The organism is Ferrovibrio terrae (assembly GCF_943371255.1).
Lineage (GTDB): Bacteria > Pseudomonadota > Alphaproteobacteria > Ferrovibrionales > Ferrovibrionaceae > Ferrovibrio > Ferrovibrio terrae_B.
Map to the genome: position 1 here is coordinate 1 of NZ_CALRUC010000060.1, position 26,718 is coordinate 26,718.

The window sequence follows — 26,718 nt, forward strand, 5'->3', positions numbered from 1 at the left end:
TATGGCGACAGTCTGTTCGTTGTGCTGCGCACAGTGCGGCTGGTCGAGGGCGCGCCGGAATACGGTGAGACACATATCTTTGTCGGCAAGGGGTATGTGATTTCGGTCCGGCATGGCGCGTCGTCTTCCTATGCCGAAGTCCGCAGCCGGCTGGAAAGCAAACCGGACATGCTGAAGCTTGGCGAGGCGGCGGCACTGCATGCGATCATGGACTTCGTGACTGATAATTTCTTTCCAGTCATTGACGACATTCAGGCCGAACTGACCGAAATCGAAACGCATGTGCTGGATGAAACCTTCGATCGCAAGACCATCGAACGGCTGTATCACCTGCGCCGCCAGCTGCTGGGCATGCGCGGCACGGTGTTGCCGCTGCTGGAGGTGAGCAATCGTCTCAGCCGATTGGATCAGGCACTGATGCCGGCGGAGATCCGGCCGTATTTCGCCGACGTGCATGATCACGTGCAGCGGGTCGCCGAAGCCATCACCGATCTGCGTGATGCGGCGGCTGCAGCTTTCGAAGCTGAAATCCTCCTCGCCAATACCCGACAGAATGACGTGGTACGCCAGCTGGCGGCCTGGGCCGCGATACTGGCGGTGCCGACCGCCGTCGCCGGCATCTACGGCATGAATTTCGACCATATGCCGGAACTGCACTGGATCTATGGCTACCCGCTGGTGCTAGGGGGGATCGCGACCCTCTGCGGCCTGCTGTACTGGCGCTTCCGTCGCAGCGGTTGGTTGTGAACCGCCCATTGGCAGCCGGAATATCGAGTTATATCCTGTAGTTCCATTGAATGCCGGGGAGGGCTCCATGGCCGAGGTCCAGACCGATCCGACCGGGACACAGACTGCTGTGCGCCCGCAGCAGCAGAACCCGCACCGCTGGCGGTTTTTCCGCGCCGGCGGCTTCGACCAGCTGCGGCTGGAAACCGGCGAAGACCTCAAACATCTCTCCCAGCTCGACCAGAAGCTCTGGCTGGCCCTCAGCTGCCCGACCAAGGGCATCGATTTCGACCGTCGCACGCTCGAACTGATCGATGCCGACAAGGATGGCCGGATTCGCGCGCCGGAGCTGCTGGCTGCCGTGAACTGGACCTGCCGCATGGTGCGCGATCCCGATGCCCTGTTCGCCGGCCATGGCGAGCTGCCGCTCAGCCTGATCAATGACCGCCATGAGGAAGGCGCCCGCATCCTCGCCTCGGCCAGGCGCATTCTCACCAATATCGGCAAGGCCGATCTCGCTGCGATCAGTCCGGCCGAAGCGGCCGATGTCAGCCGCATCTTCGGCAAGACACAGCTGAACGGCGACGGCATTGTGCCGCCATCGGCGGCCGGAGCGGATGCCGAAACGGCCGGCGTGATGGCCGAGATCATGAAGCTGGTGGGGCAGAAGCCCGATCGCGGTGGCGAGGCCGGCATCGGCCAGGACGAAGCCGACACCTTCTTTGCAGCACTCGATGCCTATCTTGCCTGGTGGGACGAGGCGCTCGCCAAGCCCGAGATCCTGCCGCTGGGCGAGGGCACGTTGCCGGCGGTTGAGGCGGCACAGAAGCTCTCGGCCAAGCTGGATGACTATTTCTTCCGCTGCCGGCTGGCCGCCTTCGATCCGGTGGCCGGCGTCGCACTCAATGCCGATGACAAGGATTTCGCCGCGATTGCCGACACGGATCTGTCGGCCGGCGCGGCGGCAGTCTCTGCCTTCCCGCTGGCGCGCGTCGCGGCCGAACGGCCATTGCCGCTGGGCCGGGGCATCACAATGGCGGGAATCAATCCGGCCTGGTCGGTGGAAGTGGCACTGCTGCGCGACGCCGCAGTCATGCCGTTGCTGGGTGGTGGCCGCGATACGCTGAGCGAGGCCGACTGGCGCGATATGCAGGCGCGGCTGGCGCCGGCGATGGACTGGCTCAAGCGCAAGGCCGGCATTCTGGTCGAGCCGCTGGGCATCACCCGCCTGCGTGCAATCAAGCAGAACAATGTGCAGCAGAAGATCAATGTCCTGATCGCCGCCGATACGGCGCTGGCGCCGGAGTTCGAAGCCATCGCCTCGGTCGAGACGCTGGCCCGCTATGTGCGCGATCTGGTGCCGCTGCTCAACAACTTTGTCGCCTTCAAGGATTTCTACACCCGGCGCGGCCGGGCGATCTTCCAGGTCGGCACCCTGTATATCGACGGCCGTTCCTGCGATCTGTGCATCGCTGTGGAAGACCCGGCCAAGCATGCGACGCTGGCCGCGCTCAGCCGCATCTATCTGCTGTATTGCGAGTGCACGCGGCGCGGTCCCGATGGCAAACCCACGGGTGAGAAGCTGGTGATTGCCGCCGCCGTCACCGCCGGTGATGCCGACCAGTTGATGGTGGGCCGCAATGGCGTGTTTTATGATCATGACGGCAATGACTGGGATGCGGTGATTACAAAGATCGTGAGTCACCCGATCTCGATCGGCGAGGCCTTCTGGCTGCCATTCAAGAAGGTTGGCAAATTCACCGGCGAGCAGATCGAGAAATTTGCCACGGCACGCTCCAAGGCGAACGAACAGCAGATGACCACGCAGTTGCTGCAGACCGGCAGCCAGGCGATTGCCGGGCAGCCCGCTCCGCCAACACCCGCTGCCCAGCAGCAGGCCTTCGATGTCGGCAAGTTCGCCGGTATCTTCGCCGCCATCGGCCTGGCGATCGGCGCCATCGGCACGGCGCTTGCCTCCGTCGTCACCGGCTTCCTCAATCTGGCCTGGTGGCAGATTCCGCTCGCCGTGATCGGTGCCGTGCTGCTTGTCTCGGGTCCGTCGATGATCATCGCGGCGATGAAGCTGCGGCAGCGCAACCTCGGCCCGCTGCTGGATGCCAATGGCTGGGCGGTGAATGCGCGTGCGCTGATCAACATCCCCTTCGGCGGCAGCCTCACGCATCTGGCCAAGCTGCCGCCCGGCTCCGAGCGGGCGCTGACCGATCCCTATGCCGAGAAGCCACAGCCCTGGGGTCTGTATCTGCTGCTCGGCGTGCTGGCCGGCATCGCCATTGCAGGCTGGCGCTATGGCTGGTGGGCCCGGCTGCTCAACTGGGGCTGATCCGTTAAGAGTTGATTAGGGGGGCTTGATTAACCAAGGCGGGGCAAGACTCTGGGCCGGGAGGCGGCTAAGATATTGCCCAGAGACAGGCTATGACCCTTAACCCGCGCTTCTTCAATCCCATCGGCACGCTGCGCCATGCCGATCGTCTGGGTTTCCTGACCCAGGATGTCCGCGCTGCGGGCACCGTACTCGGATTCTTCGGCGCCGCCGCGGCCCTGGGCGCGCGGCCCGACGAACTGGCCCTGCTGGTCTGCCGGCGCCACAGCCCCAACGACCTGCATCGCCAGATCGTCCTGGTGTTCCACAAGGATCCGGGGTTCGCCGACAATCTCGGCCGCCTCTATCGCGCCCATAACCGGCCGCTTGGTTTCGAGGCGCAGCGCCGCTGGTGTGCGATCCCCGAGCCGTCTTTCCTGCCCGATGAAACCTTTGCCCTGCTGGCGGCGCGCTTTCCCACGCTGTTGCTGATCGAGGAAGAGCATGATGGCCGCGCCCATGTCGCGGTCTATGCCTCGGCAGGCTTCAAGGAGCATCCCAAGCTGAAGCTCGCACCGCTGGCGGCGCGACCGGCCGCCAAGGTGATGGCACTGCCGCGCCGTGCGCCGGCGCCGCAACCGATCCTGCGCCCCCAGCCGCGCCCCGCCGTCATGGCGGCAACGCCGCGGGCATCCATTGTGCCGCTGCGACCACGCAAGCTGAAAAGCACCGTGGCGCTGAACGAAAAGGTCGAACGTCAGGTGGTGAATGAGTTTCGCCGCCTGATCAAAACGGTCGCGCTTTACACCTAGGGCGTCAGCGGCCCCGTGCACATGTAGGTGCCATCCTGGTAGACCAGCGGCGCCACATCGGGGCGACACACCGCATGGGTCACCCGGCTGATGCAGACCGAATGTGTGCCATAGGCATGCAGCGCCTCGACCTCGCAGAAAATATTTGCCTGGGCATCGGCAAGATAGGGCACGCCCTCGCCATTGCTCAGCCAGTCACCCTCGGTGAAGCGGATCTCGCCTTCCAGGGCGCCGGCAAAGACTTCCGACAGGCGCTGCTGGCTGCAATGCAGGAGGTTGATGCAGAGCCGGCGGCCAAGGCCGAGCTGGGCATGCAGCGCGGCCGAGCGGTTGACGCAGGCCAGCACCGCTGGCGGATCGGCCGAGACCGAGGTGACGGCGGTGGCGGTCATGCCGTGGCGCGAGCCATTCTCGGCCGTGGTGGAAATCACCGTCACGGTGGCGGCCATGCGTCGCATGGCGGCCCGGAAGGTGGCGTTGAGGCTGTTGTCCATCCTCTTCATTTAGCGGAGGGGAAGCGCAGCTTCAATTCCGTTGCCACGGTTTCGGCCAGGCTGTGCCAGTTGCCGGCGGCAGGTTGACGCAGCAGGCGGGTGGTCGGGTACCAGGGCGTGGTATCGCCATTGCGGGTCCAGTACCAGTGCGGCGAGATGCCGTGATGCAGCAGCACCAGCGTCGGTTTGCCCAGCGCGGCCGCCATATGCGCGGTGGTATTGCTGGTCGAGACCACCATGTCCATCGCAGCCACCTGGGCGGCAAAGGCATCCAGATCCTTCATCTGGTCGATGGCCGGGTCGGCGATCACATCCACGTTATGGGCCTGCTTCAGGGTCGCGCGGTCATCGGCGCGGTCGCCGTATTGCAGGTCGACGAAGCGCAGGCCGGGCAGGCTGAGGAATGGTGCCAGATCCGTCAGCAGGGCCGATTTCGGCGCACCCAGCTTCGGGCTTGCGCTGTGCCAGGCAATGCCGATCAGTGGTGTATCGTTGCCAGCCAGATACTGCTTGCGCAGGGCCGCGGTGCGGGCGATATCGGCGCGGATCGGCAGGGCGCCGGTGCAGTCGGCCGGCGACTGGCGGAAGACGCGGGCGAGATCGAACAGGGTGGCCTGCATCGCCAGGTCCGGCGCGCTGAAGCGGGGATGCGGCGGATTGGCGCGGCCATAGGCTTCGATGCCGGGGAAGCTGCGTTCCAGGATCGGGATCATGCGCGGATCGCATTCCACAATCGGTGTGATGCCGCGCGCCAGCAGTTCGGGCAGCAGGCTCCATAGCACCAGCGACTCACCCACGCCCTGCTCGGTGAACAGCAGCAGATTCTGGCCCGGCGCCAATGCCTCGCCCTTCCAGAAGGGCTGGGTGAAGGGCCGTTTGTCGACATCGGTGTCGGCCAGGCTCCAGCGCGCCTCGAAATGCGGCCAGGCCTCGCGGTAGCGGCCATCCACCATCAGCGACACGGCATAGCGATTGTGCGCCTCGCCATAGCCCGGCCGCTCGTTCCAGCCGCGCTCGTACCACTGCCTTGCGGTATCGAGATCGTTGCGCAGCCGCGCGATGTCGCCGAGCAGCAGGCAGACCTCGGCGGCATCACCGGGCGGTTTGTATTTCGCGGTCAGGCTCGCCTTGTAGGCGGTTTCGGCGCCAGCCATGTCCTGCAGACCGGTCAGCGCCAGGCCGAGATTACGATGGATCATGCCCATGTCTGGATTGAGCCTGGCAGCTTTCTTCAATGCCTCGGCGGCACCGGCAAAGTCCTGCCGGTCGATCAACACCGCACCCAGATTGCTCATCGCATCGGCATAGTCGGGTTTCAGTTTCAGTGCCGCGCGATATTCCGTGATGGCTTCCTCGCCGCGGCCGAGCTGGCGCAGCAGGTTGCCGCGGTTGCTGCGGGCTTCGGCATAATTGGGATTGAGCCGGATCGCCTCGTCCAGGCTGGCCATGGCCAGATCGGTATGACCCTGCAGACGCAGCAGTTCGCCCAGATTGTTGTGGTACAGCGGCTGGCCCGGATTGAGCGTGATCGCCATGCGCAGCAGGCTGAGCGCCTCGTCGCTGCGACCGGCGCCATGGGCCTGCAGGGCTTGGTCGTTGAACCTGTTGGCCTCGCGCTGCACCTCGAGGGACGGCGTGGGGATGGTGAGCGGAATCGCCGCTGCCGCCGGGGTCGGAGCCTGGGCCTGGGCCGCAGCCCCGCCTGCCGGCTGTTTCCCGCCCATCTTTTCCTGTGCCCGCCGCTGCTTCCGATTCACGCCACTATCCTCGATTCGACCCCAATATTAACCATTGCGCCCCAACCCCTTAAGACCCGGTTTAACCGGCTTGACTTCCGGCGATCCGAAATCATCTTGCAATCAAGACCAAATTGGTCTTATTTGCCGCCGTCCAATCGGACCGAACTGGTCCGGATTGCTAATTGCGAAGGATTTGCAACATGTTGCGCCTGAGCCGCCTGGCCGATTATGGCGTCATGGTCATGGCCCACGCCGCTGCCGATCCGGCCGGCGTGTATAATGCCGCCGATGCCGCCCAGGCCACCGGGCTGCCGGGGCCCACGGTTGCCAAGATCATGGCCAAGCTGGCGAAGAACGGCCTGCTGGTGTCGCATCGCGGCGCCCATGGCGGCTATCGCCTCGCCGCCACGCCGGAGCAGATCACGGTCGCCTCGATCATCACGGCGCTGGATGGCCCGATCGCGCTGACCCAGTGCTCCGACCATCACCAGCCCAGCGCCTGCGACCGCGAAAACCTCTGTGTCTCGCGGCGCGGCATCAACCGCATCAACACGGCGATCCGCAGCGCGCTGGAAGGCGTGACGCTGGCCGAGCTGTCGCGGCCCGCCTTCGATTTCCTCGGCCCCCTGCCGCCGCGCGCCGATGCGCCGGCGCCCAACGCTTAAACCCGGAGCCACTGCCCCATGGCTGCCAATGCCCAAACCATCGAAACCGTCGAAGGCCTGGCCGGCGACTACAAGTATGGTTTCGTCACCGACATCGAATCCGAGCTGCTGCCCAAGGGCCTGAGCGAAGACACCGTCCGCTTCATCTCGGCCAAGAAGGAAGAGCCGCAATGGATGCTGGACTGGCGCCTGCGTGCCTATAAGGCCTGGCTGCGCATGGCCAAGGAAAAGGGCGAGCCCGGCTGGGCCAAGGTCAGCTACCCGGAAATCGATTTCCAGGACATCCATTATTATTCCGCACCGAAGAAGAAGACGCTGAAGAGCCTGGACGAGGTCGATCCCGAGCTGCTGGCAACCTATGAGAAGCTCGGCATCCCGCTGAAGGAACGCGAGATCCTCGCCGGCGTGGCGGTGGATGCCGTGTTTGACAGCGTCTCGGTTGCCACCACCTTCAAGGGCAAGCTGAAGGACATGGGCATCATCTTCTGCTCGATGTCGGAAGCGGTGCGCGAGCATCCCGAGCTGGTGCAGAAGTATCTCGGCTCGGTCGTGCCGGTCACCGACAACTTCTATGCCACGCTGAATTCTGCGGTCTTCTCCGATGGCTCCTTCGTCTATGTGCCGCCGGGCGTGCGCTGTCCGATGGAGCTGTCCACCTATTTCCGCATCAACGAGGCCAAGACCGGCCAGTTCGAGCGCACTCTGCTGATCTGCGATAAGGGCGCCTATGTGTCCTATCTCGAAGGCTGCACGGCGCCGATGCGCGACGAGAATCAGCTGCATGCCGCCGTGGTCGAGCTGGTCTGCATGGAAGACGCGGAAATCCGCTACGCCACGGTGCAGAACTGGTATCCGGGCGACAAGAACGGCAAGGGCGGCATCTACAATTTCGTTACCAAGCGCGGCGCCTGCCGCGGCGCGCGGTCCAAGATCAGCTGGACCCAGGTGGAAACCGGTTCGGCCATCACCTGGAAATACCCCTCGGTGATCCTGCAGGGCGATGACAGCGTCGGCGAGTTCTATTCGGTCGCCGTCGCCAACAATGCCCAGCAGGCCGATACCGGCACCAAGATGATCCATATGGGCAAGAACACCAAGTCCACGATCATCTCCAAGGGCATCTCGGCCGGCCGGGCGCAGAACACCTATCGCGGCCTGGTGCGGGTGATGCCGGGTGCGGCGGGTGCACGCAACTATTCGCAATGCGACAGCCTGCTGATCGGCGACCGCTGCGGCGGCCATACCGTGCCCTATATCGAAGTGAAGAACCGCTCGGCCAAGGTCGAGCATGAAGCCACCACCTCGCGCATCTCCGACGACCAGCTATTCTACTGCCGCCAGCGCGGCCTGTCGGAAGAAGACGCGGTATCCACCATCGTCAACGGTTTCTGCAAGGAAGTGCTGCAGAAGCTGCCGATGGAATTCGCGGTCGAAGCCCAGAAGCTGCTTGGTGTCAGCCTCGAAGGCTCGGTCGGTTAAGGTTTAAGGATTGCCCCATGCTTGAGATCAAGAACCTGCACGCCACCGTTGATGGCAAGGACATCCTCCGCGGCATCAACCTGACGATCAATCCCGGCGAAGTGCATGCCATCATGGGCCCGAACGGCTCGGGCAAGTCGACGCTGTCCTATGTGCTGGCCGGCCGCGACGGCTATGAGGTCACCCAGGGCGATATCCTGTTCAACGGCCGCAGCCTGCTCGGTCTGGAGCCGGAAGAGCGCGCCCGCGAGGGCCTGTTCCTTGCCTTCCAGTATCCGGTGGAAATTCCCGGCGTCGCCAATGCCACCTTCCTGCGCTCGGCGGTGAATGCCGTGCGCAAGCACAAGGGCCTGGCCGACATGGACGCCATGACCTTCCTCAAGACCGCCAAGGCCAAGATGAAGCAGCTGCAGATGGATGAAAAATTCCTGCAGCGCGCCGTCAACATGGGCTTCTCGGGCGGCGAAAAGAAACGCAACGAAGTATTCCAGATGCTGATGCTGGAGCCCACGCTGGCCATTCTGGATGAAACCGATTCCGGCCTGGATATCGATGCGCTGAAGATCGTGGCCGAGGGCGTCAATGCGCTGCGCAGCCCGGAGCGTTCGGCGCTCGTCATCACGCATTACCAGCGCCTGCTCGATTACATCGTGCCCGATGTGGTGCATGTGCTGGCCGGCGGCCGCATCATCAAGACCGGCGGCAAGGAGCTGGCACTCGAACTCGAGGCCAAGGGCTATGCCGATGTCATTGCTGCCGATGCGGCCTGAGGTCTGAGCGATGTCCGCCTTGCCCTTTGTCGAACAGCTCGCCGGTGCCTATCGCGCCGCGGCCAGCAGCCTGCCGGGTGCGAAAACCCCGGCCGTGGCCGCGCGCCGCGATGCCGCACTGGAGGCTTTCCGCCGCCTCGGCCTGCCGAACCACAAGCTGGAAAGCTGGAAATTCACCGGGCTCAATGCGCTGGAGCGCCAGAGCTGGTCGCTGCCGGCCAATGATGGCGGCATCGATGCCGCCCGCCTGAAGGCCGCCGCGCTGACCGCCGACAGCCATCGGCTGGTTTTCGTCAATGGCCGCTTCGATGCGGCTGCCTCGATGATCGGCGCCCTGCCGAAGGGCGCCACCCTGCTGCCGCTCAGCCAGGCCGGCGACGCGGTGCAGGACGCGCTGGTTGCGGCCGGCGATGATCGCACGGTCTCGTTGAGCGAACTGAATGCGGCACTGGCCAGCGATGGCGTGGTGCTGCTGCTGGACGATGGCGTGCAGCTGGACCGTCCGGTCGAGATTCTGAACTTCGGTACGCCGGCACTGGTCAACCTTCGCCACCTGATCCGGCTCGGCCGCCATGCGCAGGCGACGGTGCTGGAAAGCTACCGCGATGGGGGTATTGCGCAGCCGGGCTGGAGCAATGTGTTTGCCCGTGTCGCCGTGGGCGAGGGCGCCCGGCTGACTCATATCCGGCTGCAGGGCGAGAATCCTGAGGCCTATCACGCCGCGCTGGGCCGTGTTTCCATTGGCGCCGGCGCGCATTATGCCCATGTCTCGGTGCAGGCCGGTGCGGCGCTGGCCCGCCACGAACTGCATGTCGCCTTCGCCGGCAGCAATGCCACGGCCGATATCCAGGGCCTGGTGCTGGCGCGCGGCAAGGCGCATCTCGATCACACGCTGTTCCTGCATCATGCGGTGCCCGAATGCCGCAGCAACCAGCTGTTCAAGCATGTGGTGGATGACGAAGGCCATGCGGTGTTCCAGGGCGGCATCCGGGTTGCCCCCCATGCGCAGAAGACCGATGCGCAGCAACTGAGCCGCACCCTGCTGCTGGCCGACCGTGCCCAGATCGACACCAAGCCGGAACTGGAAATCCTCGCCGACGACGTGAAGTGCAGCCATGGTGCGTCCATCGGCGATGTCGATGCGCAGCAGATGTTCTACATGCAGGCGCGCGGCATCCCGGCCCATGAGGCGCGTCGCCTGCTGCTCAGCGGCTTTGCCCATGAAGTGGTATCGGCGGTGCCCGAAGGCGCGCTGCGCGACCATGTCGAGGGCTTTGTCGAAGCCTGGCTGGCCGAAAAGGGAGTTGCCGCATGAGCGCGCTTCCGAAGACCAAGCAGACGGGTTTCGATATCGAACGCATCCGCGCCGATTTCCCGATCCTGTCGGAGAAGGTCTATGGCAAGCCGCTGGTCTTCCTCGACAGCGGTGCCAGTGCGCAGAAGCCGCGCGCGGTGATCGACGCGATGACGCAGATGTACGAGCACACCTACGCCAATGTGCATCGCGGTATCTATGCCCTGAGCCAGCAGGCGACCGATGCTTATGAAAAGGCGCGCGAGAAGATCGCGCATTTCATCGGCACCCGGGATGTCCGTGAGGTTGTCTTCACCCGCAACGCCACCGAGGCGATCAACCTGGTGGCCCATAGCTGGGGCTGGAAGAATCTGAAGGCCGGCGACGAGGTACTGATCACCCATCTGGAGCATCACGCCAATATCGTGCCCTGGCAGATCCTGGGCGAGCGCTATGGCGTCGTGCTGAAAGTGGCGCCGATCAACGATCGCGGCGAGCTGATCTGGGACGAGTTTGTCAAACTGATCGGCCCGAAGACGAAGCTGATCGCGCTGGCGCATGTCTCCAACACGCTGGGCACCATCCTGCCGGTGGCCGATGTGATCCGCATCGCCCATGACAAGGGCGTCAAGGTGCTAATCGACGGCAGCCAGGCCGTGCAGCATATGCCGGTGGATGTGAAGGCGCTGGATGCCGACTTCTACGTCTTCACTGGGCACAAGCTTTATGGCCCCACCGGCATCGGCGTGCTCTATGCCAAGGCCGAGATCCTGGAAGGTATGCCGCCCTGGCAGGGCGGTGGCGACATGATCCTGTCGGTCAGCTTCGAGAAGACCGAGTACAACGACATCCCGCACCGCTTCGAGGCCGGCACGCCGGCTTTCGTCGAGGCCGTGGGACTGGGTGCCGCCATCGACTATGTGCAGTCCATCGGGCTGGAGGCGATTGCCACCCATGAGGCCGACCTGACGGCCTATGCGATGGAAAAGCTGTCGGCGATCAACTCGCTGCGCATCATCGGCACGGCCGAGCACAAGGCCGGGGTGATATCTTTCGTGCTGGAGGGCATTCACCCGCACGATATCGGCACTATCCTGGATCGCGAAGGTATCGCGGTGCGGGTTGGCCAGCATTGCGCCCATCCGCTGATGGAGCGCTTCGGCGTGCCGGCCACGGTGCGTGCCAGTTTCGGGATGTACAACACGCGGGCCGAGATCGATGCGCTATGCGCCGGTCTGCGGCGGGTCAGGGAGATTTTCGGCTGATGTCGACGTCAGGCACGGAAAACAACGCGGAAACGGGCCAGAATCAGGCGGCCGGGACCCCCGATGAACTGCGCGAGCAGGTGATCGAGGCGATCAAGACCGTTTTCGACCCCGAAATACCGGTTAACATTTACGAATTGGGCCTTATATACAGTGTCGAGGTGAACGAGGCGCGGGATGTCCAGATCGACATGACGCTGACCTCGCCGAACTGTCCGGCCGCCCAGTCGATGCCTGCCGAGGTGGAGCAGAAGGCCCGCTCCCTGGCCGGAGTCGGCGAGGTGACCGTCGATGTGGTGTGGGATCCGCCGTGGGGCCCGGAGCATATGTCCGAGGCGGCCCGGCTTGAACTGGGTGTGATGTGATGTCGACGACCGAAACCACGACAGCAACGGCCCGGCCGGCTTTCAAGCCGGTCACGCTGACCGATGCCGCGGCGGAACGCGTGCGCACGCTGATCGCGCAGTCTGACAAGCCCGTGCTTGGCCTGCGCATCGCCATCAAGACCAAGGGCTGCTCGGGCTTCTCCTACGACATCCAGTATGCCACCGAGAAGGAAAAATTCGACGAGGTGGTCGAGGACAAGGGCGTGACCGTCCTGATCGAGGCCAAGGCGCAGATGTATATCTTCGGCACCGAGATCGACTGGGAGGAAGACAAGCTGCAATCCGGCTTCGTGTTCCGCAATCCCAATGAAAAAGGCCGCTGCGGCTGCGGCGAAAGCTTCCACGTTTAAGCAGGATTTGCCGCTAGCAGGCGCGACGCCTCACTTGAGGCCGTCGCGCCGCCGGTAGATTGTATAGCGATCCAGGTCGAGCGCGCGGTCGTAATCCTCGAAACGCTTGGCAAACAGCGGATTGCGCGAGAAATAATCCAGATAATTGAAGGCTTCGCCCTGGCAGCGCGGAATGCCGGGCACGTTGTCGACGATCAGAAGCGATGGCTTCTTTTTGTAGAAATCCTCGGCCACGCTGCGGAAGACGAATTCCTCGGCCCGGCTCATCGTGTCCGGTGAATTGTAGAGCGGTGCGAATTCCTGGCAGCCGGAATAGGCGCCCTGCAGCAGCCACATGCTCTCGAACCGCATTGTCATCTTCATGTTGAGATAGTTCAGCAGCGGGAAATGCGGATAGATTCCGGGCGACAGCACCAGCATCCTGTCGTTGCGCGCCTCCTGCTTCACAACATGCATCAGCCGCTGCAGGTCTGATCCCTTGTATTCCAGCTGCTTGAAGAAGGGCCGGCTGTGCAGGCCCTCCTGATAGAACACCAGCAGCATCAGGGCCGCGGCAAACAGCCTGGCCGGGCGGGTGTCGCTGCGCTTGGGCCAGACCACGTGGTCCATCACATGGGCGATGATCACGCCGGCCAGCAGCAGGGTGAAGGCTTGGGCCGGCAGGGCATGGTAGGGCCAGCCCTTGCCCTGGGCATAACCCGAGACCAGGCCGCCGACGCCGGCGAGGAAAATGACGCGCGCCATATGCGAGCGCACCGCCACGAAAGCGGTGATGCCGAGCAGCGGCAGGATGAAGGTGGGTGGGCCGAGATTGGCGCTGATCGCCAGGTCGATCATGCTCCACTGGCTGACTTCGCTGTAGAAGGCGCGCGCCAGCGGCAGGGCGATGGTGAAATATTCCGGCGTGACGATGATGGCAAACAGGGCATGGGCGACGCAGATGGCAAAAACCGCCCAGGGCGAGGGATCGGCCAGACTGCGGCGCAGGGTCAGCTGGCTGGCGACATAGAGTTCGACGAACAGCGGGATGCCGAGGAAATACGGTTTCATCGCAAAGCCGATGCCGGCCATGATGCCGGTGGCGATCTTCAGCCGTGTCGACAGCTGCTCGCCATCGGCGCGCCCGCTGGCCACCAGCAGATAGGGCATCGCCAGCACCAGCATCATATGCTCGCGCTGCGCAAACATGTTGTTGGGATAGACGATCAGCAGGAACAGCAGCAGCAGCGGCAGCAGGGCATCGGCCGTGGCATGGGCGGGGTCGAGGCTGGCCGCCAGCACCTTGCGGCAGGTGATGAACGAGCCGGCAATGCCCAGGCCGAGCAGGGCGACCAGAATGGTGGTGCCCTGGATGCCGGTCAGCCTGGCGATCGCCTCGGGCAGCAGATGGACGACGAAGACCAGCGGGGTGTTGATATCGATGGCATCGACATAGAGCCGGCTGCCCGCCAGCCAGGCCTTGGAAATATAGAGCAGAACCGCGGTGTCGTGATTGATGGGGGGAAAGAAATAGCCCACCAGCCAGAGGGTACAGACGGCCAGCACCAGGCCGTGCAGCAGGCGCGGCCAGTCCCATCCGCGGCGCAGCGCGGTATCCTGAGGGCTGAGGGGCTTGTTCATCTCGGTTGTTGGCAATCTGGACTGGCCTAACCTAGGGTCGCCTTGGTAAATCATTCGCTTACATAGAAATCAAATGGAAAACCGGTAAGCGCGCATGGAACGGGTTGAATACCACCGGATGGCGATGTTGGAGGCGACCATGTGGTGGTATCGCGCCCTGCATGCCCGCATGCAGGCCCGGCTGCAGCGGCTCGGACTGCCGGCCGGGGCCAGGCTGCTGGATGCCGGCTGCGGCACCGGCGGCCTGCTGGTCCGTTTGTCTGCCATGCGCGCCGGCCTCCTGCTGCAGGGCCTGGAATTCGATGCCGAGGCGGCTGCCGTGGCCCGGGAGAAGACCGGCCTTGCCATCCAGGTCGGCTCGGTCAATGCCATGCCCTACGCGGATGGCACCTTCGATGTGGTGGTGAGCAACGATGTGCTGTGCCATGCCGGCGTGGACGAGGCAGCCGCCCTGGCCGAGTTCCACCGCTGCCTGAAGCCGGGTGGCCGGCTGCTGCTCAACCTGCCGGCCTACCAGTGGATGGCGTCGGCCCACGATGCCCATGTCCATAACGCCCGTCGCTACACGGCCGGGCAGGCGCGGGCGCGGGTGGCGGCTGCCGGATTTACGGCGGTGGCGGGCAGCTATTGGAACAGCCTGCTGTTTCCGCTAATGCTGCTGCACCGGCTGATGGCCCGCAGCGCCAGCAATGAAAGCAGCGATGTGCGGCCGTTTCCAGCCTGGCAGGACCGGCTGTTCTTCGCCGTCACGGCGCTGGAACGGCAACTCGACCGCGCTGGACTGCGGCTGCCATTCGGCGGCTCGGTCTGGATCGAGGCAAGAAAACCATGAGGCCGCAGACCATGCCCGGCGAAACCATGACCGATACCACGCTGGCGCCCCAGCCGCTCTTTGCCCTCTCCATTGTCGTACCGGTCTATAACGGCGCCACCAGCGTGCCCACCCTGGTCGAGGCGCTGGCCCAGCTGGAGGTGCCCGGCGGGCTGGAGATCGTGCTGGTCAACGACTGCAGCCCGGACAATTCGCTGGAGGTTTGCCGCGAGCTGTGTCGCAAGAATGCCGTGGCCCTGACGGTGGTCAATCTGGCGCGCAATTTCGGCGAGCATAATGCTGTGATGGCAGGCCTCAGCCATGCTCGCGGTGCCTATATCATCAACATGGACGACGACCTGCAGAACCCGCCAGAGGAAGTGGTGCGGCTGTGGCGCTATGCCAAGGATAACGCCTTTGACGTCGTCTATACCTACTATGCCGACAAGCAGCATGCGGCCTGGCGTAATCTCGGCAGCCGCTTCACCAACTGGTGTGCGGATCATCTGCTCGACAAGCCCAAGGGGCTGTACCTTTCCAGCTTCCGCTGCATGAGTGCTTTCGTCGCCCGCACCATCCTGATCCATACCGGGCCGTTCCCCTATGTGGATGGCCTGATCATGCAGGTGACGCAGAATATCGGCCGGCTGCAGGTGCAGCATCTGGCGCGCGCCGAGGGGCGCAGCAACTACACGATCCGCCGCCTGGTGCGGCTGTTCATGTCAATGTTCCTGAATTTCTCGGTGATGCCGCTGCGCATCGGCACGCTGGTCGGCTTTGTCATGGCTGCACTGGGTCTGCTGGCCTTCCTGGTGATCCTGGTCGAGGCGATCAGCGGCCGCACGCCACAGGGTTATGCCTCGGTGATGGCGGCGATCCTGCTGCTCGCCGGCGTACAGCTCATCATGCTTGGCCTGGTCGGCGAGTATCTCGGCCGGCTGTTCCTTACTGTCAACCGCAAGCCGCAGTTTGTCGTGCGCGATGTCGAGCGCAACGCGCGAGCCCTGCCGGTGGAGCAGCAGCCATGACCTGGTTCTATGTCGCGCTGGGTGTCGGTGTGCTGCTCGGCGTTGCCGGGCAGATTCTGCTGAAATCCGGCGCCAGCGGCGAAACCCTGCTGCAGCAGTTTCTGGCGCCGCAGTCGATCATCGGCCTCGGCCTCTATTTCGCCGCCGCGCTCTGCTACATGTACGCCCTGCGCAAGATCCCGGTCTCGATCGCCTTTCCCAGCGTGTCGCTTTCGTATGTGCTGGTCGCGCTGCTCGGCTTCTGGCTGTATGGCGAGGCGCTCACGCCGTCCAAACTGGCCGGCATCGCGCTGGTCTGCGTCGGCGTCTTCCTGATCGCGCGAACGGCGTAATCAGGCCGTCCAGGCCGCCTTCACCGCGGCAATCACGCTATCGACATCGGCATCGGGTAGTTGCGGGAACAGCGGCAGGCTCAGCACGCTTTTCGCCGCCCGCTCCGTGTTGGGCAGGCCGCCGGGTCCCAGCGCGATCTTACCCAGATAGGCCGGCTGCAGATGCACCGGCACCGGATAATGGATCAGGGTGCCGACGCCGGCCGTCTTCAGCCGGGCCTGCAATTCGTCGCGGCGCGTGCCGGCATCGACGACATAGAGATGATAGACCGGCGCAGCATTGGCGCGGATTTTCGGCAGGCCGAGGCCCGGCAATCCGGCCAGCCCCGCCGTGTAGCGCGCGGCAATGGCGCGGCGGCGCTCGGTGTCTGCGGGCAGCGCGGTCAGCTTCACACGCAGAATCGCGGCCTGTAGCGGATCGAGGCGGCTGTTCATGCCGGCGATGGCGCTGATATAGCGCTCGCGCCAGCCGTATTCGCGCAACGCCCGCAGGGTTTCGGCCACGCCGGCGTCGTCGGTGGTGATGATGCCGCCATCGCCGATGGCGCCCAGATTCTTGGTCGGATACAGACTGTAGGCCGCCGCCTTGCCCCAGCGGCCGACCATGCGGCCGCCCAATGTGGCGCCATGGGCCTGGGCATTGTCTTCCAGCAGGATCAGGCCGTGGCGCTCGGCAATCCCTGCGATCTCGTCCATTGCCGCAGGCTGGCCATAGAGATGCACCGGGATCACTGCCTTGGGCTTCGGCGCGCCGGCCGGCCAGGCCTTCAGCACGGCCTCCAGCGCCGCAGGCGCCATGGTCCAGTGTTCGTCGGTATCCACCAGCACCGGGGTGGCGCCGGCGAGCTCGATGGCGGCCACGGTGGCCACGGCGGTATGCGATACGGTGATCACCGCATCACCCGGCCCGATGCCAAGCCCGCGCAGCGCCAGGATCAGCGCATCGGTGCCGCTGGCGCAGGCCACGGCATGGGCGCTGCCGGTGTAAGCGGCGAAGTCGCGCTCGAAGGCGGCCACTTCCTCGCCCTGGATATACCAGCCGGTCTCCAGCACGCGGCGGATCGCGGCATCGATGGCCTCGCGCTGGGCCAGATAGGCGGCTTTGGGATTGGTCTGCGGAATCATCGTATCTGTCTCACAGGTAATGCGATCCGTTGGCGCGATAGAAGTCGAGGGTCTTTTGCAGCCCATCGGCGAGCGCGGTGCGCGGCTGCCAGCCGGTGGCGGCGCGGAAGGCAGTGTCGTCGGCCACATAGTCGCCGATATCGATCTTCTTGCGGTCGGCGGGGAATTCCTTGAGGTCGAAGCCGCCGCTGCCGCCGATTTTGATCAGCAGTTCGGCGAGTTCCAGCAGCGACATCGGCGGGCAGCCGCCGATATTGTAGATCTCGCCGATGGTGCCCTCGGTCTCGGCGGCAACCAGCGCCGCATCCACCATGTCCTCGACATAGGTGAAATCGCGCTTCTGTTCGCCACCCCAGACCTCGAAGCGACTGTTTTCGATGACATGGCGGATCCAGATGCCGAGGAAGGTCTGCTTGGCATCGCGGATGCGCATGCGCGGGCCGAATACATTGGTCAGGCGCAGCGCAGTGGTGCGCATGCCATGCACCCGGGCATAGAGCATGTGATAGGACTCCGCGGCATATTTATGGATGCCGTTGATATCGGGCGGTGCGATCGGATGCTTCTCGTCGACCGGCAGGTATTTCGGCGGGCCGTAGAACTGCCGGGTCGAGCTGAAGATCAGGCGCACCTGCGGATTGACCCGGCGCACCAGCTCGAGGAAACGCAGGTTGGCCTCCTGATTCAGCCGCAGGTCTTCCAGCGGCTGCTTCATCGAATCCATATGCGAGGTCTGGCCGGCGAAATTGAAGATCACCTGGGCGCGGCCGATCGCCTCGAAGATCGCGGCCTCGGCCCCGATATCGGCTTCGATCAGCTCAGGCAGCTGCAGGCCCGAGAGATTGAAGGGGTTGGCGCCATACTGCGCCAGCATGCGGTCGATCACCGTAACAGCGGCGCCAGAGTCGACCAGGCGACGAACCAGGTTGGACCCGATGAAACCCATACCGCCGGTGACGATCACCGACTTGCCGCGCCACGACATCACATCTCCAAGACTGCTTTGGCCTGTCCGGCCATTCCTGCAGGCAATTATGCCCGAAATGGGGCGGTTTTGTCAGGGCCGGGCTTGCCGTGACGAACAGGGCGCGGCAAAGTACCGCCATGGGCAAGACACTGACATTCTCGCGGCCCGGCCTTGCTGGCCTGCTGCTTCTGCTCGGCGGGTGCGGCGTCGTGGGTGGTGAGCCTTACATGCTGGGCCGTGCGCTGCCCGGCGATGCCGGCAAATTCGATATTGGCCTGCTGCCCGTCAGCAACGACGCAAGGACCGGCCGGCCGTTTTTCTCGCTCTGCTACAACAGGCTGAGCCACAAGCCGGAGCAAATCCGCGCCCTGGTCCAGAAGCACTGTGCCGACCCGCAGCAGTATTACAACCAGACCGACCTGTATTCCTGCTCGCTGACGGCGCCGGTGCGGCTGACCTACAGCTGCGCCGCATTGAGTCGCACGGCCGAGGAAGCGCGACCGAACCTGAACGCTTCAGGCTCCTATCTCGGGACGATTCAGCTCTACTAGATCAGCTCTACCTGGCCGGCGCCGCCTGGCCGGCTTACAGCATGATCCGCATGCCGCTTTCGGGATCGAACAGATGCGCGCGGGCAATGTCCACGACCAGGCCGGGCTTGGAGTTGTCGTGGAAGCCGGCATGGCTGGGCACGCGTGCGACCAGGTCTTCGCCGCCAAGCTTGCCATGCAGGAGGGTATCCGCACCCAGTTCCTCGGCCACATCGACGCTGAGGACGAGTTGCACGGTTTCGCCGGGGCGGGCGATGCGCATGGTTTCCGGGCGGATGCCAAGCGTGTAGGTGCCGGCGGGCGGAGTCCATTCGGCGGGCAGCATCAGGGTGGTGCCATCGGCCAGCACCGCCTTGGGGCCGCCATTGCCGGTCTCGACCCGGCATTTCAGGAAATTCATCGCCGGCGAGCCGATGAAGCCGCCGACGTAGGTGGTGGCGGGCTTGCCATAGACATCGAAGGGTGAGCCGACCTGGTCGGCACGGCCCTGGTTCATCACCACCAGGCGGTCGGCCAGCGTCATCGCCTCGACCTGGTCATGGGTGACGTAGATCGAGGTGACGCCAAGCTGCTGGTGCAGGCGTTTGATTTCCAGGCGCATCTGCACGCGCAGTTTGGCATCCAGGTTGCTGAGCGGCTCGTCGAACAGGAAAACGCTGGGTTCGCGCACGATGGCGCGGCCCATGGCGACGCGCTGGCGCTGGCCGCCGGATAGTTCGCGCGGCTTGCGCTGCAGATAGGGCTGCAGCTGCAGGATTTCGGCGGCGCGCTGCACGCGCTTCTCGATGTCGGCCTTGTCCATGCCGCGAATGCGCAGGCCGTAGGACATGTTCTGGTACACGCTCATATGCGGATAGAGCGCGTAATTCTGGAACACCATGGCAATATCGCGGTCGGCCGGTTCGATATCATTGACCACACGGTCGCCGATCACGATCTCGCCTTCGCTGATGGCTTCCAGGCCGGCGATCATGCGTAACAGGGTGGACTTGCCGCAGCCGGATGGGCCGACGATGACGATGAACTCGCCATCCTTGATTTCCATGTCGACGCCGTGGATGGCCTTCACCGGGCCGTAATTCTTTTTTACGCTTTTCAGCGTCACCTTCGCCATGAGGGCGCTCACTTTTCCGTTTCAACAAGACCTTTGACGAACCAGCGCTGCATCAGCACAACGACCAGCACCGGCGGCAGCAGGGCCAGCACGGCCATGCCCATGATCACCGGCCATTCATAGAAGGCGTCGGGTGCGCGAATCAGACGGCCGATGGCCAGCACGATGGTCTGGTATTTGTAGTCCGACGCGATTAGCAGCGGCCACAGATACTGGTTCCAGCCGTAGATGAACTGGATCACGAACATGGCGGCGATGCTGGTGCGGGTCAGCGGCACCAGGATATCCCAGAAGAAGCGCATGGGGCCGGCGCCGTCGATGCGGGCGGCCTCCACCAGTTCGTCCGGCACGGTCATGAAGAACTGGCGGAACAGGAAAGTGGCGGTGGCAGACGCGATCAGTGGCAGCACCAGGCCGGTATAGGTATCCAGCAGCCCCAGATCGGCGACGATCTTGTAGGTCGGGATGATGCGCACTTCGACCGGCAGCATCAGGGTGATGAAGATCATCCAGAAGAAGAAATTCTTCAGCGGGAAGCGGAAATAGACGATGGCAAAGGCCGACAGCAGCGAGATGATGATCTTGCCCACGGCAATCGCGATCGCCATGATCAGGCTGTTCATCATCAGTACGATGGCCGGCGTCGCGCCGCTGACGCCCACCAGCTGCGGGCCGTCGAACAGCGCACGCGCGGTGTTGGTCAGCAGTTCGGCGCCGGGCAGCAGCGGCATCGGCGTCTGCGACACATCCTGGATCGTATGCGATGCGGCAATGATGGCCAGGTAGATCGGGAAGGCGACGATAATGATCATCGCCACCAGCATCAGATGGCCAAAGGCATTGGCAACGGGGCGGCGCTCGATCATCAGTAGTGAACCTTGCGCTCGATGTAACGGAACTGGATCACGGTCAGGCCGATCACGATGGCCATCAGGATCACCGACTGCGCGGCCGAGCCGCCAAGATCCTGCGCCTCGAAGCCGTCATACCACACCTTGTAGACCAGGATTTCGGTGCTCTTGGCCGGCCCGCCGCGGGTCAGCGAATGGATCACGCCGAAGGTCTCGAAGAAGGCATAGACCACATTGACGACAACAAGGAAGAACAAGGTGGGCGACAGCAGCGGGAACACGATGGTCCAGAAGCGGCGGATCGGGCCGGCACCGTCGATGGCAGCCGCCTCGATCAGCGATTTCGGGATCGACTGCAGGCCGGCGAGGAAGAAGAGGAAATTGTAGGAAATCTGTTTCCAGGTCGCGGCGACCACGACGACAAACATCGCCTGGTTGCCGTTGAGGTGGAAGTTCCAGTCGACACCGGCTTGCAGCAGCAGCCAGGCGAAGATGCCGGGTCCGGGCAGGAAGACGAAGCCCCAGAGCGCGCCGGCCACGGCGGGCGCCACGGCATAGGGCCAGATCAGCAAGGTCTTGTAGGCGGTGGTGCCGCGCACCAGGCGGTCGGCAGTGACGGCCAGCAGCAGCGACAGCGACAGGCCGATCGTGGTGACCAGCGTGCTGAACAGCGCCGTGATCTTGAAGGAATTGAGGTAATACTCGTCCTCGAACAGGATGATGAAATTCTCCATCCCGACGAAATAGCTGCTGGTGCCGAAGGCATCCTCGCGCAGTACGGACTGCACGACCGCCTGACTGGCCGGCCAGAAGAAGAAGACAATGGTAATCGCGATCTGCGGGGCGATCAGCAGATAGGGCAGATAGCGATTATGAAAGACAACTCGTTTTTCCATGGGGGGCCAAAGAAAAGCCCGCGCCCTGTAATGTCAAGGCGCGGGCTTCCGTTAAGAGGACCGAATCAGCTCATTACGAGCGCTTGGCGTCGCGCTCGAACTGGCGGAGCAGGCGGTTGCCACGCTCCACGGCAGTATCGAGGGCTTCCTTGGGCGACTTCTTGCCCGACCAGACCGCTTCCAGCTCCTCGTCCATCACGTCGCGGATCTGCACGAAGTTGCCCAGGCGCAGGCCCTTGGAGTTGTTGGTCGGGGGCTTCAGCATCATCTGCTGTACCGAGGTGTCGGTGCCCGGATTGGCCGCATAGAAGCCCTGCTGCTTGGTGGCTTCATAGGACATCGGGGTGATCGGCAGATAGCCGGTGTTCTTGTGCCACCAGGTCTGGTTCTCGGTCGAGGACAGGTAGTCGAAGAACTGGGCAACGCCCTTGTATTCTTCGGCCTTGTGCTTGCCGAGCACCCACAGCGAGGCGCCGCCGATGATCGAGTTCTGCGGCGCGCCCTGCACGTCGCTGTAATAGGGCAGCATCGCGATGCCCCACTTGAACTTGGCGCCGCGCGCGAAGGTCGCGTAGCCGGCTGAGCTTTCCATGTGGATGGCGCATTCGCCCGACACGAACTTGGCATTCGCTTCGTTCTTGCGGCCGCCATAGACCATCAGGCCATCCTTCATCCAGGCCTGCAGCTGAGTGATGTGGCGGACATGCAGCGGGCTGTTGAACTTCAGCTCGGTGTCGAAGCCATCGAAGCCGTTCGACTTGGTGGCAAACGGCACGTTATGCAGGGCGGAGAAATTCTCCAGCTGCACCCAGGTCTGCCAGTTGGTCTGGAACGGGCAGGTGCTGCCCGAAGCCTTCAGCTTCTTCAGCATCGGCTCGAATTCCTGCCAGGTCTTCGGCGGCTGGTTCGGATCAAGGCCCGCCTTCTGGAAGGCGTCCTTATTGTAGTACATCACCGGCGTGGAGGAGTTGAACGGATAGGACAGCATCTTGCCGTCCGAGGTGCTGTAATAGCCGGTTACCGAGCTGATATAGGAGCCCGGGTCGAACTTGTAGCCGTTCTGGGCCATCAGCTCATACACCGGCTTGATCGCGGCGCGCGAGGCCATCATCGTGCCGGTGCCGACTTCGAAGACCTGCACGATATGCGGGCCCTTGCCGGCGCGGAACGCCGCCATGGCGGCGGTCAGGGTTTCCGGATAGCTGCCCTTGTTGACGGCAACGATCTTGTACTTGTCCTGGCCCTTGTTGAACCCGTCGGCCACTTCATTGACGCGCTCGTTCAGGGCGCCAGTCATCGCATGCCACCACTGCAGCTCGATGCGATTATCCTTGGCCTGCGCCAAGGCGCCGCCAGCGCTGAAGGCCATGGCAGTGCCAGCCAGCAGCGCGAACGCGGCGCGCGCGAGTTTCCCTGTCGATTTCATTGTTCAGTCTCCAGTGCTAAAGAAATCCGCCCTGAGTCGGGTGGCCGACTTTTTTTATGGTTCCTACGATGACGTTCGCACGTAAGATTTGTTACGGTTATATGACAAGGGACGGGCGTTGACCAAGCCTTATTCTGCCGCTGTGGAAATTGGCCCCGACAGTCTGACCGTCGGGGCGCTCAGCTTCCCGTTTCTCGTCAAGCGCGATTCCCGGGCCCGGCGTATGCTGTTGCGGGTAATGCCCAGAGATGGGGCAGTCGTCCTTGTGCTGCCGACTCGGGCAAGTCTGAAATCCGGGCAGCAATTCGTCACCGAACAGGTCGACTGGATCTTGGCCCGACAGGAAGAACGGCCGGAATCCCAGCCCTGGCATGATGGTGCGGTGTTGCCGCTTTATGGTGCGCCGCACACAATCCGGCATCGCCCGGCCTCCCGCGGCGGTGTTTGGGTCGAGCGCAATGAAATTCATGTGACCGGCCAGGTCGAACATCTGCCGCGCCGCCTGCGCGACTGGCTCAAGCGCCGCGCCCGCGAGGAATTCGGCCAGACCGCCCGCGAGATGGCGGCCGGCATCGGCGTGCAGGTTCGTCGCGTCACCGTGCGCGATACCCAGAGCCGCTGGGGCAGCTGCTCCGCCCATGGCAACCTGTCCTTCTCATGGCGGCTGCTGCTGGCGCCGCCCGCCATTGGCCGCTACCTCGTCGCTCATGAAGTGGCGCATCTGAAGCACATGGATCACAGCACCGCGTTCTGGACCTTGTGCGCCCGGCTGCTCGGCAGCGACAGCGAGCTGCGCGCGGCCCGCATCTGGCTGCGCCGGCACGGCGCTGCCCTGCATCTGCACGGCTGAGCCGGCTGTGATGCGGCCGCTGTCACGCGATTCATCAGCCCTGGTCTTTCTGCTCGGCTGTGCCACCGCGCTCGGGCCGCTCAGCACCGATATGTACCTGCCCTCGCTGCCGGTGCTGGTCACGCTGTTCGGCACGGATGTGGCGGCCGTGCAGCTGACGCTCAGCGTCTTTCTTGCAGGTTTCGCGGTGATGCAGCTGGTTTACGGCCCGGTCTCGGACCGCTATGGCCGCCGGCCGGTGCTGCTGGTCGGTGTCGTGATCTATACCCTGGCCTCGATCGGCTGCGCCTTCGCCACCAGCATCGAATGGCTGATCCTGTGGCGCTTCGGCCAGGCGCTGGGCGCCTGTGCCGGCGTGGTGTTGGGCCGTGCCATCGCGCGCGACCTGTATGAAGGCCCGGCCGCGGCCCATGCGCTCTCCACCATGGCCATGGTGCTCGGCCTGACGCCGGCGGTGGCACCGATCCTGGGCGGCTATCTGCACAGCTGGTTCGGCTGGCAGGCGAATTTCTATGCCATGGCCACGGCGGGCGCGCTGTTCGGCCTCTGCGTGCTGGTGTTTCTGCCCGAGAGCAACCAGCGCCGTAATCCGCTGGCCACCCGCATCGGCCCGATGCTGCGCAACTTCGCCCTGCTGGCGCGTCATGGAGGCTTTCGCGGCTATGTCGCCTGCGTCGCCTTTTCCTATGGCGGCATGTTCGCTTTCATCTCCGGATCATCGTTTACGCTGCGCACGGCCTTCGGCATCGACGAGACGACGTTTGGCTACTGCTTCCTGCTGATCGTGGTCGGTTATATCGCCGGCGGTTTCATCGGCGTGCGGCTGACGCGGCGGCTGGGTGTCGACCGCATGCTGTTTCTCGGCGCCGGTCTCTGCGCGCTGGGCGGTGTCAGCATGGTGCTGCTGCAGCTCTGGATCTGGGGGGCGGGCGGTGGGCACTGGTTCAGCCTGATCGGACCGATGATGCTGTTCACCATGGGCGTCGGCCTCACCATGCCGCAGGGCCAGGCCGGTGCCTTACAACCGTTTCCGCAGATGGCGGGTGCTGCCGCCTCGCTGATGGGTTTCACCCAGATGACGCTCGGTGCCATCGGCGGCATCGTCGTCGGTCATGCGCTGAACGAAACCGCCCTGCCGCTCAGCATCGCCATTGCCGCCATGGGGCTGGCCACGCTGCTGAGCTATCTGCTGATCGTGCGGCGCCAGCAGGCGAGAGGCGTTTAAGGCACCATCTTGCTGAGCAGCCAGGTGGCGATCCGCCCGGTCAGCTGCGGATCGATCTCGCCTTCGTAACCCGGATCCTTGTCGCCCTGCAGCGGCTTCAGGTTATGGCTGGTGCGCGGCAGCACGATCATCGCATGGTCGTCGTTGCTGCGCTGCTGCAGCGCGCGATCCAGCGCCAGCGCATCGCGCTCGGATGAAATCTGGATATCGGCATCGCCCTGTATCAGCAGCACCGGCCCGGCATAGCGCTGCACCAGGTCGGCCGGGTCGAGCTTGAGCTGTGCCTGCCAGAACGGGCCGCTATAGGGCGGGTAAAGCCCGTTCAGTGCCGGCAGCAGTTTTTCCGGTACCTTGCCGGTGGTCTGGATCGCCTGCACCGTGCGGTCATTCTCGGCCAGGAAGGCGCGCCGCTCGTTGGGTTTGAGCGCGCCGAGCTGGCGGGTGAGCTGTTCGCGCACGATGACATCGAGGCGGCGGCCGGCGGTTGCCGCGAGAATCAGCGCGGCGGGCTTTTCGCCGGCCTGCAGGCGGTTGCTCAGGTCGAGCGCGATCATGCCGCCCTCGGAATGGCCGAACAGGCCGGTCTTGTGCAGGTCGACGCCCGGCTGTGCGCGCAGGAAGGCATAGGCGGCATAGGCATCGTCGACGAAACGATCCCAGTCGAAATAGCTGGCGTATTTGTCGCTGCCCGGCAGGCCGCCGGCATTGGCATGCATGCCGCGCTTGTCATAGCGCAGCGTGGCAATGCCCTTCAGTGCCAGGCCCTCGGCGATCTGGCGCAGCAGATCGGTACGCATCACCGGCGGCTGGTTGCCGTCGCGGTTGGTCGGTCCGCTGCCCTGCAGCAGCACCAGTGCCGGCACCTTCTCGATGGTACCGGCCGGCAGGGTCAGGGTACCGGCCAGCACGCTGCCGTCATTGGAGGTGAAGCTGATCTGCTGGTTGGTCACGCCGTCAACCGCCTGCGCATCGGTCATGCCGATCCCGAACAGGCAGAGCAGGAGCGCCAGCCGCCACAGCATTACTGGCGCACCGCTTGCGGGCCGACCTGCCAGATCATCTGCGGTTCGGCTTGCGGCTGGGCAGCAGGAAGATTCGGTGGCGGCGCGGCCGGTTCGATCACGCTGCGCGGCGGCGGCGGCACGGCGGCCGGCTGGCGCGCTTGTGCCGGGCTGCTGCCGAAGCTGCCGACAATGCGGTCCCACAGCGAGGGTAGGCTGAAACTGCGGCTGGGCGGCTGCGGCAATTCGCTGACCGGACGACCCTTCAGCGCATCGGCCATGAAACTTTTCCAGATCTGCGCCGGCAGGCCCGAGCCCGTGACTTTCTTGGTCGGTGAGTTGTCGTCGTTGCCGACCCAGACCGCGGAAATCAGGTCCGGCGTGTAGCCGATGAACCAGGCATCGCGGTAGTCAGACGTGGTGCCGGTCTTGCCCGCCACCGGGCGGCCGATCTGCGCCGCACGGCCGGTGCCGCGCTCGACCACGCCGCGCAGCAGATCGTTGAGATCGCCCAGCACTTCGCCGTTGATCATATGCGCGTAAGCCCCCCCGGTATCGCGACGGAACAGCACCGTATTCTGATTATCGCGGATCTCGATCACGCCGTATGGCTGTACCGCA

General features: G+C 64.1%; 27 protein-coding genes. 16 read left to right on the forward strand and 11 right to left on the reverse strand.

Translation table 11 applies throughout. The annotated features are described in order from the left end of the window. The 3 genes from AAG799_RS13500 to AAG799_RS13510 form a co-directional block, all read left to right on the forward strand. A partial coding sequence (locus tag AAG799_RS13500; RefSeq protein WP_341896718.1) for a magnesium and cobalt transport protein CorA occupies positions 1-747 on the forward strand: 747 nt, incomplete at its 5' end. Between the two features lie 67 nt (positions 748-814). After that, on the forward strand, positions 815-3,067 hold the full coding sequence (locus AAG799_RS13505; RefSeq protein WP_341896719.1) for a hypothetical protein: 2,253 nt from the start codon (positions 815-817) through the stop codon (positions 3,065-3,067). 92 nt (positions 3,068-3,159) lie between these two features. Next, positions 3,160-3,858 (forward strand): hypothetical protein, encoded by a 699-nt coding sequence (locus tag AAG799_RS13510; protein WP_341896720.1) that lies wholly within the window; start codon positions 3,160-3,162, stop codon positions 3,856-3,858. Here AAG799_RS13510 and AAG799_RS13515 read toward each other — a convergent pair. Further along, a complete protein-coding gene (locus tag AAG799_RS13515; RefSeq protein ID WP_341896721.1) occupies positions 3,855-4,352 on the reverse strand; it encodes a flavin reductase family protein in 498 nt (165 codons plus the stop codon). The genes AAG799_RS13510 and AAG799_RS13515 overlap by 4 nt on opposite strands. 5 nt (positions 4,353-4,357) lie before the next feature. Further along, complete coding sequence (locus tag AAG799_RS13520; protein WP_341896723.1) at positions 4,358-6,109, reverse strand: tetratricopeptide repeat protein; 1,752 nt, start codon at positions 6,107-6,109, stop codon at positions 4,358-4,360. Between the two features lie 182 nt (positions 6,110-6,291). Between AAG799_RS13520 and AAG799_RS13525 the strand changes: the two genes are divergently transcribed. The 7 genes from AAG799_RS13525 to AAG799_RS13555 are packed head-to-tail and all read left to right on the forward strand — an operon-like array spanning position 6,292 to position 12,300. Continuing rightward, positions 6,292-6,756, forward strand: coding sequence for an SUF system Fe-S cluster assembly regulator (locus AAG799_RS13525; RefSeq protein ID WP_341896725.1), 465 nt, complete (start codon positions 6,292-6,294; stop codon positions 6,754-6,756). 18 nt (positions 6,757-6,774) lie between these two features. Further along, positions 6,775-8,235 carry a Fe-S cluster assembly protein SufB gene (gene sufB / locus AAG799_RS13530; protein ID WP_341896727.1) on the forward strand — a complete coding sequence of 487 codons (1,461 nt, stop codon included), beginning with the start codon at positions 6,775-6,777 and terminating at the stop codon, positions 8,233-8,235. A 17-nt stretch (positions 8,236-8,252) separates the two neighbouring features. After that, complete coding sequence (gene sufC, locus AAG799_RS13535; protein ID WP_341896728.1) at positions 8,253-9,005, forward strand: Fe-S cluster assembly ATPase SufC; 753 nt, start codon at positions 8,253-8,255, stop codon at positions 9,003-9,005. A 10-nt stretch (positions 9,006-9,015) separates the two neighbouring features. Next, entirely contained in the window at positions 9,016-10,320 is a 1,305-nt protein-coding gene (gene sufD, locus AAG799_RS13540; RefSeq protein ID WP_341896730.1) for a Fe-S cluster assembly protein SufD, read from the forward strand. After that, complete coding sequence (locus AAG799_RS13545) at positions 10,317-11,564, forward strand: cysteine desulfurase (RefSeq protein ID WP_341896732.1); 1,248 nt, start codon at positions 10,317-10,319, stop codon at positions 11,562-11,564. The genes sufD and AAG799_RS13545 overlap by 4 nt, the downstream gene beginning before the upstream one ends. Continuing rightward, on the forward strand, positions 11,564-11,929 hold the full coding sequence (locus AAG799_RS13550) for an SUF system Fe-S cluster assembly protein (protein WP_341896733.1): 366 nt from the start codon (positions 11,564-11,566) through the stop codon (positions 11,927-11,929). The genes AAG799_RS13545 and AAG799_RS13550 overlap by 1 nt, the downstream gene beginning before the upstream one ends. Beyond that, positions 11,929-12,300, forward strand: coding sequence for an iron-sulfur cluster assembly accessory protein (locus AAG799_RS13555; RefSeq protein ID WP_341896735.1), 372 nt, complete (start codon positions 11,929-11,931; stop codon positions 12,298-12,300). The genes AAG799_RS13550 and AAG799_RS13555 overlap by 1 nt, the downstream gene beginning before the upstream one ends. Before the next feature lie 30 nt (positions 12,301-12,330). Here the strand turns inward: AAG799_RS13555 and AAG799_RS13560 are convergent, their stop codons facing one another. Beyond that, the gene (locus tag AAG799_RS13560) at positions 12,331-13,920 is read right to left on the reverse strand and encodes a hypothetical protein (RefSeq protein ID WP_341896738.1); all 1,590 of its coding nucleotides are present in this window, start codon (positions 13,918-13,920) and stop codon (positions 12,331-12,333) included. Between the two features lie 94 nt (positions 13,921-14,014). On the opposite strand from AAG799_RS13560, the gene AAG799_RS13565 reads away from it, so the two are divergent. The 3 genes from AAG799_RS13565 to AAG799_RS13575 are packed head-to-tail and all read left to right on the forward strand — an operon-like array spanning position 14,015 to position 16,091. Continuing rightward, a complete protein-coding gene (locus AAG799_RS13565) occupies positions 14,015-14,752 on the forward strand; it encodes a class I SAM-dependent methyltransferase (RefSeq protein ID WP_341896740.1) in 738 nt (245 codons plus the stop codon). Beyond that, positions 14,749-15,759 (forward strand): glycosyltransferase family 2 protein, encoded by a 1,011-nt coding sequence (locus AAG799_RS13570; RefSeq protein WP_341896742.1) that lies wholly within the window; start codon positions 14,749-14,751, stop codon positions 15,757-15,759. The genes AAG799_RS13565 and AAG799_RS13570 overlap by 4 nt, the downstream gene beginning before the upstream one ends. After that, positions 15,756-16,091 carry an EamA family transporter gene (locus tag AAG799_RS13575; protein ID WP_341896744.1) on the forward strand — a complete coding sequence of 112 codons (336 nt, stop codon included), beginning with the start codon at positions 15,756-15,758 and terminating at the stop codon, positions 16,089-16,091. The genes AAG799_RS13570 and AAG799_RS13575 overlap by 4 nt, the downstream gene beginning before the upstream one ends. Here AAG799_RS13575 and AAG799_RS13580 read toward each other — a convergent pair whose 3' ends face one another. Both AAG799_RS13580 and AAG799_RS13585 read right to left on the reverse strand, forming a co-directional pair. Next, complete coding sequence (locus tag AAG799_RS13580) at positions 16,092-17,216, reverse strand: DegT/DnrJ/EryC1/StrS family aminotransferase (RefSeq protein ID WP_341896747.1); 1,125 nt, start codon at positions 17,214-17,216, stop codon at positions 16,092-16,094. It abuts the gene before it with no gap. Positions 17,217-17,226: 10 nt separating this feature from the next. Continuing rightward, positions 17,227-18,201 carry an NAD-dependent epimerase/dehydratase family protein gene (locus AAG799_RS13585; RefSeq protein ID WP_341896749.1) on the reverse strand — a complete coding sequence of 325 codons (975 nt, stop codon included), beginning with the start codon at positions 18,199-18,201 and terminating at the stop codon, positions 17,227-17,229. Positions 18,202-18,320: 119 nt separating this feature from the next. On the opposite strand from AAG799_RS13585, the gene AAG799_RS13590 reads away from it, so the two are divergent. Then, positions 18,321-18,734 carry a hypothetical protein gene (locus tag AAG799_RS13590; protein ID WP_341896751.1) on the forward strand — a complete coding sequence of 138 codons (414 nt, stop codon included), beginning with the start codon at positions 18,321-18,323 and terminating at the stop codon, positions 18,732-18,734. Positions 18,735-18,768: 34 nt separating this feature from the next. Here the strand turns inward: AAG799_RS13590 and AAG799_RS13595 are convergent, their stop codons facing one another. From AAG799_RS13595 to ugpB, 4 genes are all read right to left on the reverse strand, one after another. Further along, positions 18,769-19,848, reverse strand: a complete 1,080-nt coding sequence (locus tag AAG799_RS13595) for a sn-glycerol-3-phosphate import ATP-binding protein UgpC (protein ID WP_341896764.1) — start codon at positions 19,846-19,848, stop codon at positions 18,769-18,771. An 8-nt stretch (positions 19,849-19,856) separates the two neighbouring features. Continuing rightward, positions 19,857-20,714 (reverse strand): sn-glycerol-3-phosphate ABC transporter permease UgpE, encoded by an 858-nt coding sequence (gene ugpE / locus AAG799_RS13600; RefSeq protein WP_341896753.1) that lies wholly within the window; start codon positions 20,712-20,714, stop codon positions 19,857-19,859. Beyond that, entirely contained in the window at positions 20,714-21,595 is an 882-nt protein-coding gene (gene ugpA / locus AAG799_RS13605; RefSeq protein WP_341896754.1) for a sn-glycerol-3-phosphate ABC transporter permease UgpA, read from the reverse strand. The genes ugpE and ugpA overlap by 1 nt, the downstream gene beginning before the upstream one ends. 73 nt (positions 21,596-21,668) lie before the next feature. Beyond that, positions 21,669-23,021, reverse strand: coding sequence for a sn-glycerol-3-phosphate ABC transporter substrate-binding protein UgpB (ugpB, locus tag AAG799_RS13610; protein ID WP_341896756.1), 1,353 nt, complete (start codon positions 23,019-23,021; stop codon positions 21,669-21,671). A 238-nt stretch (positions 23,022-23,259) separates the two neighbouring features. On the opposite strand from ugpB, the gene AAG799_RS13615 reads away from it, so the two are divergent. Both AAG799_RS13615 and AAG799_RS13620 read left to right on the forward strand, forming a co-directional pair. Further along, on the forward strand, positions 23,260-23,871 hold the full coding sequence (locus AAG799_RS13615) for a SprT family zinc-dependent metalloprotease (RefSeq protein WP_341896766.1): 612 nt from the start codon (positions 23,260-23,262) through the stop codon (positions 23,869-23,871). Between the two features lie 10 nt (positions 23,872-23,881). After that, entirely contained in the window at positions 23,882-25,096 is a 1,215-nt protein-coding gene (locus tag AAG799_RS13620; RefSeq protein WP_341896758.1) for a multidrug effflux MFS transporter, read from the forward strand. Here the strand turns inward: AAG799_RS13620 and AAG799_RS13625 are convergent. Together AAG799_RS13625 and AAG799_RS13630 are read right to left on the reverse strand one after the other, a co-directional pair. Continuing rightward, the gene (locus tag AAG799_RS13625) at positions 25,093-26,118 is read right to left on the reverse strand and encodes an alpha/beta fold hydrolase (protein WP_341896760.1); all 1,026 of its coding nucleotides are present in this window, start codon (positions 26,116-26,118) and stop codon (positions 25,093-25,095) included. The two genes, AAG799_RS13620 and AAG799_RS13625, sit on opposite strands and share 4 nt — an antisense overlap. Then, the coding region (locus AAG799_RS13630; protein WP_341896762.1) for a penicillin-binding transpeptidase domain-containing protein at positions 26,118-26,718 on the reverse strand (601 nt) is incomplete at its 5' end. The genes AAG799_RS13630 and AAG799_RS13625, both read right to left, overlap by 1 nt.